This is a genomic window from Pseudomonas sp. AM14(2022) (genome assembly GCF_036346455.1).
GTDB lineage: Bacteria > Pseudomonadota > Gammaproteobacteria > Pseudomonadales > Pseudomonadaceae > Aquipseudomonas > Aquipseudomonas putida_A.
In genome coordinates, this window is record NZ_JAOTNY010000008.1 from 57,124 (window position 1) to 70,211 (window position 13,088).

A 13,088-nucleotide genomic window follows, 5' to 3' on the forward strand; every position below is an offset into this window, starting at 1 on the left:
TCAGGTCAGGCAAGTCTAGCGGGTGAGCCAGACAAGGGAGGCGAAACGGCCAGTGCGCGACGCACGGCGGTAAGAAAAGAAGCGTGGATCGGTCACAGTGCAGAAACCGCCGCCATAAACCGCAGTGACACCACGTTCAGCCAGACGCAGGCGCGCCAGAAGATAGATGTCAGCCATGAACTTGCCAGCATTGTGGCTGGGGGCGAAGGCGGATGCTGCTTCCGGCAATTGATTGACGAAGACTTCGCGTACCTCCGGGCCGACTTCGAAGGCTTTCGGGCCAATGGCCGGGCCGAGCCAGACCAGTACGTCCGCCGCAGCGGTGTCGAGATGATCGAGAGTGGCTTCCAGCACGCCCGCCGCCAAACCGCGCCAACCGGCGTGAGCCGCCGCGACGCGAGTACCGGCACGGTTGCAGAACAATGCCGGCAGACAATCTGCGGTCATCGCCGTGCAGGCAATCCCGGGAGTCGCCGTCCAACTGGCATCGGCGGTGGCAACCACGCCCGGATCAGCATGGGCCACGGCAATCCCGTGTACTTGCTGCAACCAGGCAGGCTGAATAGAGAAGTGTTCGGTCAGACGCCGACGATTCTCGGCGACTGCTTCCGGGCGATCATCGACATGATCACCCAGATTGAGGCTGTCGAATGGCGCCTCGCTGACACCCCCCTCGCGGGTGGTGACACAGGCCCTGACGCTGGCCGGCGCCGGCCAGTCCGGCGTCAGCCAGTTCATCCGACGAATGCCTCGCGATCCTGCTTGAGCAGGGTCAGCAGCCAGACGAAATCTTCCGGCAGCGGCGATTCCCAGCTCATGCGCTCACCGGTGGTCGGATGATCCAGCTCGAGGAAACGCGCGTGCAGGGCCTGACGCGGGAAGTGCTTGAGCGACTCGACCATGGTCGGGTTCGCGGCCGGCGGAATGCGGAAACGACCGCCGTACGCCGGGTCGCCGACCAACGGGAAGTTGATGTGCGACATGTGCACGCGAATCTGGTGGGTCCGACCGGTTTCCAGCTTCACCCGCACATGCGTGTGGGACCGGAAACGCTCCAGCACGCGGTAGTGACTGACGGCCGGCTTGCCGCCTTCCATCACTGCCATGCGCTGGCGCTGCTGACCATGACGGCCGATCGGGGCGTTGATCTTGCCCCCAGCGGTCACGACACCGATCACGATGCACTCGTAGATCCGGCTGACACTGCGGCTTTGCAACTGGGCAACAAGCTTGGTCTGCGCCTGGATGGTCTTGGCCACCACCATCAGACCGGTGGTGTCCTTGTCCAGGCGGTGCACGATACCGGCGCGCGGGACATTGATTATGTCCGGCACATGGTGCAGCAGGGCATTGAGCAAGGTGCCATCGGCGTGGCCGGCAGCCGGGTGCACCACCAGGCCCGCAGGCTTGTTGATCACCAGGATGTCGTCGTCTTCATAGACGATGTCGAGCTCGATGTCCTGGGCGATCCACTCGCCCTGGGCTTCCTGCTCGGCAGTCAGCTCAAGGATGGCACCGCCGTGCACGATGTCGCGCGGGCGGATGACCGCCCCGTCCACAGTCAGGCGACCTTCTTTGATCCAGGCGGAAAGGCGCGAGCGTGAGTGCTCAGCGAAGAGTTGGGCGGCGACTTGATCGAGGCGTTGGCCGCCCAAATCGGACGGCACCTCTGCGCGAAGTTCAATTTTATCGGACATGCTCTGACTGGGCGTCGGCACAGCCTTTGGTTTCGGCTGCGCGCTTGTGGTTAAATACGGCGTCTTTTGCCCCGAGGCTTTTCAACGGGGCGCTCATCATAACAGGACGGCCCCGCCCAAGACAGCGGCCGTCATAGGGACGCAAGCCGCCATGCAAGTGAAACACCTGCTGCTGATCGCCATCCTCGCATTGACCGCTGCTTGCTCATCGAAGGAAGTCGTAGACGAAAACCTCAGCGAAGCCGAGCTGTATCAGCAGGCTCAGACTGACCTGGACAACAACAGCTACACCAGCGCCACAGCCAAGCTGAAGGCCCTGGAGTCGCGTTATCCGTTCGGTCGCTACGCCGATCAGGCACAGCTGGAGTTGATCTACGCCAACTACAAGAACGCCGAGCCGGAAGCTGCAAAGTCCGCCGCCGAGCGTTTCATTCGTTTGCATCCGCAGCATCCGAACGTGGATTACGCGTACTACTTGAAAGGTCTGACCTCTTTCGACCAGGACGTCGGCCTGCTGGCGCGCTTCCTGCCGCTGGACATGACCAAGCGTGACCCGGGCGCTGCCCGCGACTCGTACAACGAGTTCGCGCAGCTGACCAGCCGCTACCCGAACAGCCGCTACGCACCGGACGCCAAGCAGCGCATGATTTACCTGCGCAACCTGCTGGCGGCCTACGAAATCCACGTAGCCGACTACTACCTGACCCGTCAGGCCTACGTCGCCGCCGCTAACCGTGGCCGTTATGTAGTGGAAAACTTCCAGGAAACCCCATCGGTCGGCGACGGCCTGGCGGTGATGACCGAGGCTTACCAGCGTCTGCACCTGGACGATCTGGCCGCCACCAGTCTGGAAACCCTGAAGCTCAACTACCCGAACCACCCAAGCCTGCAGGACGGTCAGTTCGTGCCATCGGTCGCCGAAGCCGACAACCGCTCGTTCCTGAGCAAGGCGACGCTGGGTCTGATCGAATCGCGTCCACCGCTGCCGCCGGGAGAAACCCGCGCCAACCAGGACGTGCAGAAGCAGTTCCAGGACGCGAAAGACGCAATCCCGAACGAGCTCAAGCCTAAAGACGAAAACGGTGACGTGATCGAGGAAGAACATCACGAGGCTGAAGGCAACAACGATGACCGTTCGTGGTTCAGCTACATGACCTTCGGCGTGTTCGACTGATCACACCGGGCGTTACAAAAAAGGGAGATCTGCGGATCTCCCTTTTTCATGGCTGCGCATTAATAGTCTGTGCGCTTGCCGGCGCCTTGGCTAAACTGCCGAATCATTAGCCGAAAAGCCGCCCATCATGCTTCGTTTACTGTTCTGGATTGTCCTGATTTTCGCTGCGGTATGGCTGTGGCGCAAATTCAAGGCGCCCGCCTCGTCTGCCCAATCGCCCCGCGAGCAAGACGCCGCGCCGATGGTGCGCTGCGCTCACTGCGGCGTGCACCTGCCCCGCGACCGCGCGTTGAACCTTCAGCAACAATGGTATTGCAGCCAGGCTCACCTTGAGCAAGGCCCGGGCACCAGTGGTCGCTGAGGTCGCCAACGCCGACCGTAAACAGGCTCAGCGCCTGCTGCGCCTGTATCATCTCTACCGTTTGAGCGTCGGCATCACCCTGGTGTTGCTGATCTCCAGCAACATGGACAACCGCCTGCTGACGTCAGCCGACGACGATCTGCTGCGCAGCGGCAGTTGGTTGTATCTGGTGCTGAACATTCTGCTGGTGGTGTTTCTGGAGAACACCCGCCGCCCGGCGCAGTTGTTCACCCTGGCCTTGGTCGATGTGCTGTTGCTGTGCGGCCTGTTCTACGCGGCGGGCGGCGTGGCCAGCGCCATCGGCAACCTGTTGATTGTCTCGGTGGCGATCGCCAACACCCTGCTGCGCCGGCGCATCGGCCTGCTGATTGCCGCCATCGGCGCACTCGGCATAGTCGGCTCCAGCTTTCTGCTGGGCTTCAGTCACCCCCTGAGCGCCAATGACTATCTGCAAGCCGGGACCCTCGGCGCTTTGTGTTTTGCCGCATCGCTGCTGGTTCAGGGCCTGATCCGGCGTCTGGAAGTCAGCGAAAATCTCGCCGAACAGCGTGCCAGCGAAGTCACCAGTCTTGAAGCCCTCAACGCCCTGATTCTGCAACGCATGCGCACCGGCATCCTGGTGCTCGACGAACAGCGCCGGGTACAGCTGGCCAATCACAGCGCGAAAAATCTGTTGGCCCAGTCGCATCTTGAAGGGCATTTGATCAGCGACTACTCGCCGGCATTAGTCGAGCGTCTGCAGCTGTGGCTGAGCAACCCGACCCTGCGCCCGCAGAGTCTGAAGATCCCCGGCAACGGCCTGGAACTGCAACCCAGCTTCATCGCCCTCGACCAGAGTCCCAACCAGCAAACCCTGGTGTTCCTCGAAGATCTGGCGCAAGTCGCTCAGCAAGCCCAGCAGCTCAAACTCGCCGCACTGGGGCGTCTGACTGCCGGCATCTCCCATGAAATCCGCAATCCACTGGGCGCCATCAGTCATGCCGCGCAGCTATTGGCGGAGTCCGAGGAACTCGATAGCGCCGATCGGCGTCTGACGCAGATCATTCAAGACCACTCCCAGCGCATGAACCGAGTCATTGAAAACGTCCTGCAACTGTCGCGTCGCCAGCAGAGCGCTCCGCAACGGCTGGATCTCAAACCGTGGCTGGAACACTTTGTTGCCGAGAGCCGCGAGCAGGCGAGCGAGCGCCAGTCGATTCATTTGCGGATCAATTCCGGGGACTTCATCACGTTGATGGATCCCGACCAGCTCACGCAGATTCTCGACAATCTTTTACGCAACGGCTGGCGGCACAGCGCCCTGCTGCACCAGCAGGCCGAAGTCTGGCTGGCGCTGTTCGTCGACCCCGACAGCCAGTTGGCGGTGCTCGAAGTACAGGACAACGGCCCCGGTGTCCCGTCCGATCAGCAGGCGCATCTGTTCGAACCGTTCTTCACCACCAGCAGCCAGGGCACCGGCCTTGGGCTTTATCTGTCCCGTGAGCTGTGCGAAAGCAACCAGGCGCGCCTAGACTTCAAACCACGCCAAGGCGGCGGCTGCTTTCGCATCACCTTTGCTCACGGACGGAAACAAAGTTGAACACGAGCCCACGGCAAAAAATCCTCATCGTCGACGACGAACCGGATATCCGCGAACTCCTGGAAATCACCCTGGGACGGATGAAACTCGACACCTTCAGTGCTCGCAACCTCGGCGAAGCCCAGGCACTGTTGCAACGCAATGCGTTCGACCTGTGCCTGACCGACATGCGTCTGCCGGATGGCACGGGGCTGGACCTGGTGCAGCACATCCAGCAACGTCATCCACAACTGCCGGTGGCGATGATCACCGCCTATGGCAGTCTGGAAACCGCGATCAATGCGCTGAAGGCCGGGGCCTTCGACTTCCTCACCAAGCCGGTTGATCTCACGCGCCTGCGCGAACTGGTCAGCACCGCACTGCGCATGCCAGCGGCGGGGGGCGTCGCATCGTCGATAGATCGGCGCCTGCTCGGCGACTCGCAGCCCATGCGCGACCTTCGCAAACAGATCGACAAATTGGCGCGCAGTCAGGCACCGGTCTACATCAGCGGCGAATCGGGCAGCGGCAAAGAGCTGGTCGCCCGGTTGATCCACGAACAAGGGCCGCGCGCGCAACAGCCGTTTGTACCGGTCAATTGCGGGGCGATCCCTTCAGAGCTGATGGAGAGCGAATTTTTTGGCCATCGCAAAGGCAGCTTTACCGGCGCGGTGGACGACAAACCGGGGCTGTTTCAGGCCGCGCACGGCGGCACCCTGTTTCTCGATGAAGTGGCCGATCTGCCGCTGTCGATGCAAGTCAAGCTGCTGCGGGCGATTCAGGAAAAAGCCGTGCGCAGCGTCGGCGGCCAGCAAGAAACCGTGGTCGATGTGCGCATTCTGTGCGCCACACACAAAGACCTGGAAGCGGAAGTCGCCGCCGGGCGCTTTCGCCAGGACCTGTATTACCGCTTGAATGTGATCGAACTGCGCGTGCCGTCCCTGCGCGAACGGCGCGACGACATCGAAGTGCTGGCCACGCACATGCTCCAGCGTCTGGCCAGCAACAGTGGCCAGCCGGCAGCCCAATTGCACCCGCAAGCGCTTGAAGCACTGAAGCGTTATCGTTTTCCCGGAAATGTGCGAGAACTGGAGAATGTCCTCGAACGCGCGCACACGCTGTGCGAAAACCAGGTGATCGAGGCTGCGGATTTGCGCTTGAGCGAAGGCAATTGCGCAGTCGAGGACGGCATTGCCGACCTGACGCAAATCGACAACCTTGAGGATTATCTGGAGAACGTCGAGCGCAAGCTGATCCTGCAGGCGCTGGAGGAAACCCGCTGGAATCGTACAGCGGCAGCGCAACGCTTGAGCTTGTCGTTTCGGTCGATGCGCTACAGGCTGAAGAAACTCGGTCTGGATTGAGGCCCCTTCGCGAGCAAGCCCGCTCCCACAGTAGATCTCGGTTGCTCACACAATTTGTGTTCACCGCAGATCCAATGTGGGAGCGGGCTTGCTCGCGAAAGCGATCTGCCAGGCTACAGAGAAATATCTGACTAAATGCGACCTTCAGGCGCATACGGCGCCGGATCAATAATCGGCGCACGCCCCAGCATCATATCGGCAAACAACTGACACGACGCCGGCGCCAGCACCAGGCCATTGCGGTAATGCCCGCAGTTCAGCCACAACCCCTCAAACCCCGGCACGCGGCCGATATACGGGATTCCCTCAGGCGAGCCCGGGCGCAAACCGGCCCAGTGCCCCACCACTTCGGCCTCCGCCAGCGCCGGCAGCAGCTCGACCGCCGAAGCCTTGAGGCTCTGCAACGCGACATCGGTCGGCGTCTTGTCGTAGCCTTCGTGCTCCAGCGTACTGCCGATCAGAATGTGCCCGTCGCGACGCGGAATCGCATAACGCCCCTTGGCCAGTACCATGCTCGGCAGGAAATCCGCTGCACACTTGTAGAGAATCATCTGGCCCTTGACCGGCTCCACCGGCAGCGTCAGGTTCAGCGTCTTGAGCAGATCACCGCTCCACGCCCCGGCCGCCAGCACGATCTGCTCGCTGCGGATCAAGCCCTTGGACGTCTCGACGCCAACCACCCGCTCGCCTTCGCGAACAAACCCGCTGACTTCGCATTGCTCGTGAATCGTCACGTTCGGCAGCGCCAGCAAAGCGGCTTTCAGTGATTTGACCAGACGCGGGTTACGCACATTGGCCACATCGGCCATGTAGATCGCCTGGGAGAACCCGCCGCCCAACACCGGCACCGCGTCGTGCGCCGCCGAGATATCCACAGCCCGCAGCGGACGGTTTTCCCGCTCGGCCCAAGCCAGCGCCTCGGCTTCATCCTCCAGATCCAGCCAATACAGGCCGGTGGTGTGCACTTCGGGGTCAACCCCGGTATCGGCAAACAGCCGCTCGCCCAGCTGTGGATAAAAATCCTGCGACCAATGCGCCAGCGCGGTGACTGCCGGGCTATAGCGCCACGGGTACAGCGGCGAAACGATACCGCCGCCGGCCCAGGACGATTCCTGGCCGACGTTCGAGCGATCCAGCAGCACCACGCTGCGCACTTCGGAGGCGAGGTTGTAGGCGGTCAGCAGGCCAATCACCCCGCCACCGACAATCACCACTTGCTGTTGCCTGGTCATATTTGATCCAACCGTAAAAAAGACAGTGGGCGCAAAAAGGCGCCCTTAAGAAGGTACCTCAGCGGCCCCAGCAATCCTTGGTGGTCAGCCCGGTGGTAGCGTTGTTCATGCTTCTGACGCCGGTGTTGGACAGGGTGAAGTCCCCGCACTTGTCGGTGGCCATGGCAGTGCCAGCCTTGCGTGTGGCGGTCAGCAGGAAGGTCTGATCAGCGATCGTCGGGGTGATGGTGTAGAAATCATTGCCCGTGCTCAGACCAGTGATGCCGGTGTAGACGTTGTTTTTGGTATAGAAGCGTTCGAGGCTCTGCGCCTGCTCCGAGAGCAGCGACACCACTTCGGCGCGCCGGCCCTTTTTCAGGTATTCGGTGTAGCTCGGTGCGGCGATGGTGATGATGATCCCGATGATCGCAATCACGATCATGATTTCGATCAGGGTGAAACCTCGGTTGAATCTGCGCATGCCTCAAACTCTCACTTACTGTATTTGTCGCCACATGATACGCCGGCTGCCGCCGCCGGATTTTTCCACCAGTGTGGTGACAGTGCCACTGGAATCGTTGACGATCTTGCGCGTCGCGCCATTGACGATGGCGTTCAGGGTCGGAATCCCGCCGGTGAACACCACGCCGCTGGAAATCGTGTCGTTGCTGTCGACCACGCCATCGGCGTTGGTGTCGAGCACCGCGTAGTTGAGCATCTTACCGCTGAACGCATCGAGTTCGACCAGTTTGCCGGTGCCGAAACTGGCACACGGGTCGGTGGTATCGACACTGGCGGTGGTAAACACGATGCGTCCGAGCACCAGACTGGCCTGATTGATCACCCGCTCGCCGGTCAGCACGTTGTTGTACACCAACGGCAGGTACCAGCCCTTCTCCGCCGGATAGGTCGTGTCGTTCTGGCTGGTGGTGATGAACTGCCCGGTGCTGCCGGAGAACACTCCAGTCACTGCCTGCGCCTGCAGGCTGCTGACCGTCAGTTGCCCGGAACCGCCGTCGGCATCCCACACCGAATAAAATGCCTGCAGATCCTTGTTGGTCTTGTCGGCGGTCTCGTTGAATTTGCCGGTGCCGACGAAGATCTGTTTGCCCCCCAGCGAATTGTCCGCCAGCAGCGGCTGCGCGGTGATCGGTTGAGTCGCCCCGCCCGCCGTGGTGAACAGCGGCTTACCGGAAAACGCCACGCCCCAACTGTCGGTCGATGTCGCGCTTAGATCGAATTTCCACAAGCGCCCTTTCAAATCACCGCCGTAAGCGGCCTGCACCACGTTGGAAGAATTGACCTTGAGCTTCACCGACGACAGGCCATTGGTGGTTTCGGTGCTGTCGATCACGATCTTCTTGATCAACGATCCGTCACGCACATCCAGCACATACAACGCCGCCACCCCGGAGCTGCTGCCATAACCATTGGCAATGAACGCCGCCCAGCGACCATCGGCCAAGCGTGCCACTTCCGGCCGGGCATAGGCGTAACCCAGATCATTGAATGCGTTGGCGGTGTTAGCCGTGGCAGGTGCACTGACTTCCCACAGGGCATTGAGCACATTGCCCGCCGACGCGTCGAACAGTTGCAGCGCATAGAAAGTCTTGCCGCCAGCACCGGTACCGCCGATGGCCAGGGTTTTCCAGGCGCTGTTGATTTGCGCGTCATACACACCGACCTGACCGTCCACCAGAAACTTGTGGCTGACGCCATTGATGTAAGCCGGGTCGGCAATCAGCCGCAGCGACGGCAACACGCTGGACGGCATGTAGGCATAACGCCGGGTGCCGTTAGCCGAGTTGATCACGTTGACGAAACCGTCGTTGGCATTCACCACCAGATTCGAATTCATGTTCGCCGCTTTGGTGGTCAGGTACGTAGTGTAGGTGGTGTCACCCGAAAGGTCGGAGGCGGTTTTGTCGCTGGGCGAGGCCAGCACCAGCGGCGAGTTGATGATGTCGCCGAGCAATACGCTGCGCACTTTCAGCCCGGTCTTGTTGGTGCCCTTGCTCCACTCCACCAGATCGCTGCCGCTGATACCGGTGGGCAGGCTCTGGCTGAGCGTCGTCTGTTGGGCTGCGGAAAAGTTGCCATAGGCCAGGGTGACGGCGGCGTTACTGGAGGTGTTCCACGATTGATAGGTTGGAGCGGTCGCGCCCGGCACGATCGTGGTATCGGTGGTCCACAGGGCTGTCGAAGTATTCACCGCGCCGGCCGAGGTGAAGCCGAAAGACTTGATCGTCCCGCGCCAGTCCTTGGGATCGTAGCTGGTCTGGAAATAACTGGTGCCACTGGCCAGCGTGGTACCGCTGGTGACCCCGCTGCCGCCGGAACCGGCCTTGGAAGTGATGTCGCTCAACGCCGAGGACAGCGCGGTGTTGAGACCGGCGCTGTCGGTGGCTTGGTAATACCTGCCCTGCCCGTAAGCGGCGGCGTCCGACAGCATGTCGTTGTCGGCGGTAAAACCCACGGTGTAGGTGTTCATGTTCTGTTTGGGAAAATCCACGGCATTCCAGCTTTTGCCAGCGGCGTCAGTCCCCGTGGAACGCATGTCGATGTCGAAGGCGAATTTGGCAATGTCATCCAGATACAGCGTGTCACCCTCGTTATCGCCATTGAGGTTGTTGCCGTCATTGTTGATACCGTCCCAGTTCGGCAGGCGACTGCCACCCAACGGATCATTGGTGGGAAACGTGCGGTCGTAGGTCGGCAAACCGTCGGTGATCACCACGCCGTAGTTCTTTTGGCAGCGGTACTGAATCGGGCTGGTGTAGGTCGTCGGCGTGCTGTTGTAGTACGGCGCCATGCCGCGCATGTAGCGAGTGATTTCATAATAAGTTTCCGCCAGCGGCGTATTGGCCACGGCGCTCAAACCGTTGATCGAAGAAATCAGCGCGTTGTAGTTGGCGTCGGCCTGCGCCTGGGTCACGCTGCCGGAGACCGGGGACAGGTCGCTGATCGATCGCGCGATATATCCGCCATTGCCCGAATTGTTACTGGTGGCCGGATTGAAGGTCGACAGGCCCATGCGCAAGGTACGGTTGCTGGTGACCAGCGCGGTGGACACATTGCGCGCGACGTTGATCCGATAGTCGTTGGGAATGGCCCCGTTGGTGAAGTCGCGGGTGCCGTTGTTGATCGCCAGCCCGACAACGTAGGCGATGTAGTCCCCGGTGTAGCGGGTGTTGCCGCCACCCACCGGATCCGGCAGTTTCAGGCATAGCGGCGCGATACTGTTGTTGTAAAAGGCATAGGCCCCACCGGAACAACCCGAGGTCGGCAGGCTCGAGAGAAACACCGAATCACCAGTGATGGCAGTAGAACTCAGGCACAGTCCGAGCAACGCGTTGCACTGCCGGGCGGGTGTGCGATCAACGCCGGGGTCGAATCCTGCCGCATAAATAATGCTGTTCATACTGCCGGAATCATCGATCAGCAACATCACGTTGGGCGGCACCGCTGCAGCGCTCAACAGTGGCGAGTCGGACGGCGTGAACGCGTAGGCCGGTGCCGCCAGATACAAGCTCAGCAGCATGCCGGTCAATAACGTCCAGCAGCGCTTAATACTTCGCATAGACGCTCTCCACCACACTGCGCGAAGTACCGGCGATGCCGACTGCCGTAACTCGATACAGCGTCGCCGAAGTGTTGCTCGGCACGTTGACCGCCGTCAGGGTGGTGCCAATGTTCTGCACACCATAAAAGCCGTTACCGGCAGCGATCCACGTAACTCCGGAAGTCGAATTGAACCCCGCCGCGCTGACCACAGAAGACTCCGCCGGCGGCGCACATTGCGTGGTACTGGCACACACCGCCAGCGAATAACTGTCGAGTTGCACCGCACTCTCGCCGATGCGCAACGCCGCCTCGGCGGTCTGGAACGACTGATTGCGCAGGCTGACACTGCCGGCCATTTTCTCCTGCAGGTTGGCACTCTGCATCGAGGACAGCCCGATCAAGGTCAGCAGCAACAGAAACACCAGACTGACCAGCAACACCATGCCGCGCTGGGTTTGCCTCTGGTTGAACGTGATCCTCATCATTCCGGCCTCACTGCAAGCGGTTGCGCAAAGCGGCAACCACGTTGAAGGTTTGATTGGCCACCCGGTTGTTCGGGTCGGTGAGGGTCAGGCTCAGGCGCACACTGCGGATGCGCGCCGGGTCACTGGGGTTGGCGCTGTAGGAGGACGCCGCGACGTCAGTGGCGGACGTCGCCAGACCGAACATAACGCTGAACGCACTGACATTGTTCACCAGCACCTGCTGGGTCGGAGTGCCGCTGCCGGTGCCCATGAGAATCTGGTTGTTGCTGAAGCTGTAGATCAAGCGGCGGATCGGAAAAGCGATCTGCCCGCTCGCTGCCGCCCGCAACCCGGTATAGGCCGTGGCACTGTTGCGGCAATCGGAGACCACCGTCCAGGTCGGCGTGCCACCACTGCCGCCGACATCGGCGGTAACCAGAGTCAGCTTGAGGTTGCTGTTGTCCCAACTGATCGGGATGATCTGCGCCGCGTTGAAATCCCCCGCCGAGCTCGCGTCAGTAATCGTGCCCAGACAGCCGAACATGCCGACCATGCGCAGTTCCTGAATCATCTTGCTCAGGACAAAACGTGCGTCTTCCTGCATCGCAGCGGCGGTGTTCTGGCTGACGTAAGTGTTTTTGGCTGCAAGGAACGTCTGCACCACCCCCAGTACGATGATCAGCCCAAGCGCTAGCGCGATGAGCATTTCGATCAGGCCGAACCCCCGCTGATCATGCTTCATGGCGTGGCCACCGGATCGACCGTTGCACGGCTGGTCAGGACGAAACTGCGCGTGGTACCGGTGGCATTCGCGGCCCGTGAGTCATTCCAGTTGATGGTGATGGTGTACACCCGCTGATTGCGGGTGATCGTGCCGGTGGCGGTTGGCCCGCCGAAATTGACGATGTTGGTGGTGAAATCGTAGAGATCCTGATCGCGCGCCACGCTGAGGTTGCCCGAGGTCGGCGGCGTGACGGTGTAATCAGCGGCGGAGTTGGCACGGATGCGGTCCATCATGTCGTAGGCGATGAAGCTGGCCTGACTGGTCATTCGCGAACTGTCGGTGTACTTCAGCGCATTCACTTGAACAGCAGCCGCGCCCAATATCCCGACGGTCAGAATCAGCAACGCGACCAGCACTTCGATCAGCGACATGCCCTCCTGTGCCTGTGTGCTCCCTGCCCTCATCCGCAACTTCCACCCAATTGAATTCGTCCATTCAGACACACGTTCAGCGTCCTGCTTTGCGTTCCCAGTACGTAACTGATGACCACCGCTGTCGACGGCGCCGCCAGGCCACCCAGATTATTGAAATCCAGTGCGGTCACTCCTGAGGGTAGCGTCAGAGTCGCGCCGCTGCTCATCGCTGGAACAACCCGCAATACATTGGCCGGTGTTCCAGTACTGTCGTAGACCGACAATTCGCCGGTCCACACGCCGCCGCCGGCGCTCGGGCGCAAGCGCGTGGTCACGCCGCGATCAATCGCCTCCAGCCGGGCATAGTTGATGGCGCGCTGCAGGTCGCCCATTTCCGTGTCGGCCTTGCTGCTCTGGATCGAGCGGGTAAAACCCGGCACCGCCAGGGTGATGAGGATCACCATCACCGCTACCGCAGCCAACAACTCGGGCAGCGTGAAACCTTTTGTACGAAGATCCATCGATGCCCTCCGTTGCCGTCGGCTATACCTGCTTCTA

13 protein-coding genes are annotated in these 13,088 nt (G+C 61.1%); 4 read left to right on the forward strand and 9 right to left on the reverse strand.

Going from position 1 to position 13,088, the window contains the following annotated elements; genetic code table 11:
• Positions 1–15 precede the first annotated feature (15 nt).
• Together pgeF and rluD are read right to left on the reverse strand one after the other, a co-directional pair.
• Positions 16–738 carry a peptidoglycan editing factor PgeF gene (gene pgeF, locus V3W27_RS17015; protein ID WP_098965675.1) on the reverse strand — a complete coding sequence of 241 codons (723 nt, stop codon included), beginning with the start codon at positions 736–738 and terminating at the stop codon, positions 16–18.
• On the reverse strand, positions 735–1,697 hold the full coding sequence (gene rluD / locus V3W27_RS17020) for a 23S rRNA pseudouridine(1911/1915/1917) synthase RluD (protein WP_007963852.1): 963 nt from the start codon (positions 1,695–1,697) through the stop codon (positions 735–737). The genes pgeF and rluD overlap by 4 nt, the downstream gene beginning before the upstream one ends.
• 151 nt (positions 1,698–1,848) lie before the next feature.
• Between rluD and V3W27_RS17025 the strand changes: the two genes are divergently transcribed.
• From V3W27_RS17025 to V3W27_RS17040, 4 genes are all read left to right on the forward strand, one after another.
• Positions 1,849–2,871: an outer membrane protein assembly factor BamD gene (locus V3W27_RS17025; RefSeq protein WP_027612809.1), complete on the forward strand. Its 1,023-nt coding sequence runs from the start codon at positions 1,849–1,851 to the stop codon at positions 2,869–2,871.
• A 127-nt stretch (positions 2,872–2,998) separates the two neighbouring features.
• Positions 2,999–3,232: a PP0621 family protein gene (locus V3W27_RS17030; RefSeq protein WP_183786036.1), complete on the forward strand. Its 234-nt coding sequence runs from the start codon at positions 2,999–3,001 to the stop codon at positions 3,230–3,232.
• Entirely contained in the window at positions 3,222–4,811 is a 1,590-nt protein-coding gene (locus V3W27_RS17035) for a sensor histidine kinase (RefSeq protein WP_330207191.1), read from the forward strand. The genes V3W27_RS17030 and V3W27_RS17035 overlap by 11 nt, the downstream gene beginning before the upstream one ends.
• Positions 4,808–6,154, forward strand: coding sequence for a sigma-54-dependent transcriptional regulator (locus tag V3W27_RS17040; protein ID WP_134787358.1), 1,347 nt, complete (start codon positions 4,808–4,810; stop codon positions 6,152–6,154). Before V3W27_RS17035 ends, V3W27_RS17040 begins: the two co-directional genes overlap by 4 nt.
• Positions 6,155–6,285: 131 nt before the next feature.
• On the opposite strand, the gene thiO is transcribed toward V3W27_RS17040, so the two are convergent.
• From thiO to V3W27_RS17075, 7 genes are read right to left on the reverse strand one after another with little or no spacing between them, the layout of a single operon-like run.
• Positions 6,286–7,386: a glycine oxidase ThiO gene (thiO, locus tag V3W27_RS17045; RefSeq protein WP_330207121.1), complete on the reverse strand. Its 1,101-nt coding sequence runs from the start codon at positions 7,384–7,386 to the stop codon at positions 6,286–6,288.
• A gap of 58 nt (positions 7,387–7,444) precedes the next feature.
• On the reverse strand, positions 7,445–7,846 hold the full coding sequence (locus tag V3W27_RS17050) for a type IV pilin protein (protein ID WP_103367293.1): 402 nt from the start codon (positions 7,844–7,846) through the stop codon (positions 7,445–7,447).
• A 15-nt stretch (positions 7,847–7,861) separates the two neighbouring features.
• Positions 7,862–10,945 (reverse strand): pilus assembly protein, encoded by a 3,084-nt coding sequence (locus V3W27_RS17055; RefSeq protein WP_330207122.1) that lies wholly within the window; start codon positions 10,943–10,945, stop codon positions 7,862–7,864.
• Positions 10,932–11,411, reverse strand: a complete 480-nt coding sequence (locus V3W27_RS17060; protein WP_183784282.1) for a pilus assembly PilX family protein — start codon at positions 11,409–11,411, stop codon at positions 10,932–10,934. The genes V3W27_RS17055 and V3W27_RS17060 overlap by 14 nt, the downstream gene beginning before the upstream one ends.
• Positions 11,412–11,421: 10 nt before the next feature.
• Positions 11,422–12,135, reverse strand: coding sequence for a PilW family protein (locus V3W27_RS17065; protein WP_330207123.1), 714 nt, complete (start codon positions 12,133–12,135; stop codon positions 11,422–11,424).
• Positions 12,132–12,581: a type IV pilus modification protein PilV gene (gene pilV, locus V3W27_RS17070; RefSeq protein ID WP_027612818.1), complete on the reverse strand. Its 450-nt coding sequence runs from the start codon at positions 12,579–12,581 to the stop codon at positions 12,132–12,134. Before pilV ends, V3W27_RS17065 begins: the two co-directional genes overlap by 4 nt.
• Complete coding sequence (locus V3W27_RS17075) at positions 12,578–13,051, reverse strand: GspH/FimT family pseudopilin (protein WP_330207124.1); 474 nt, start codon at positions 13,049–13,051, stop codon at positions 12,578–12,580. The genes pilV and V3W27_RS17075 overlap by 4 nt, the downstream gene beginning before the upstream one ends.
• Positions 13,052–13,088: the final 37 nt, after the last annotated feature.

Excerpts from the sequence above, each read along its gene's own strand:
- pgeF (WP_098965675.1), bottom strand. The coding sequence starts at position 738 with ATGAACTGGCTGACGCCGGACTGGCCGGCGCCGGCCAGCGTCAGGGCC.
- rluD (WP_007963852.1), bottom strand. The coding sequence starts at position 1,697 with ATGTCCGATAAAATTGAACTTCGCGCAGAGGTGCCGTCCGATTTGGGC.
- V3W27_RS17025 (WP_027612809.1), top strand. The coding sequence starts at position 1,849 with ATGCAAGTGAAACACCTGCTGCTGATCGCCATCCTCGCATTGACCGCT.
- V3W27_RS17030 (WP_183786036.1), top strand. The coding sequence starts at position 2,999 with ATGCTTCGTTTACTGTTCTGGATTGTCCTGATTTTCGCTGCGGTATGG.
- thiO (WP_330207121.1), bottom strand. The coding sequence starts at position 7,386 with ATGACCAGGCAACAGCAAGTGGTGATTGTCGGTGGCGGGGTGATTGGC.
- V3W27_RS17050 (WP_103367293.1), bottom strand. The coding sequence starts at position 7,846 with ATGCGCAGATTCAACCGAGGTTTCACCCTGATCGAAATCATGATCGTG.
- V3W27_RS17055 (WP_330207122.1), bottom strand. The coding sequence starts at position 10,945 with ATGCGAAGTATTAAGCGCTGCTGGACGTTATTGACCGGCATGCTGCTG.
- V3W27_RS17060 (WP_183784282.1), bottom strand. The coding sequence starts at position 11,411 with ATGAGGATCACGTTCAACCAGAGGCAAACCCAGCGCGGCATGGTGTTG.
- V3W27_RS17065 (WP_330207123.1), bottom strand. The coding sequence starts at position 12,135 with ATGAAGCATGATCAGCGGGGGTTCGGCCTGATCGAAATGCTCATCGCG.
- pilV (WP_027612818.1), bottom strand. The coding sequence starts at position 12,581 with ATGAGGGCAGGGAGCACACAGGCACAGGAGGGCATGTCGCTGATCGAA.
- V3W27_RS17075 (WP_330207124.1), bottom strand. The coding sequence starts at position 13,051 with ATGGATCTTCGTACAAAAGGTTTCACGCTGCCCGAGTTGTTGGCTGCG.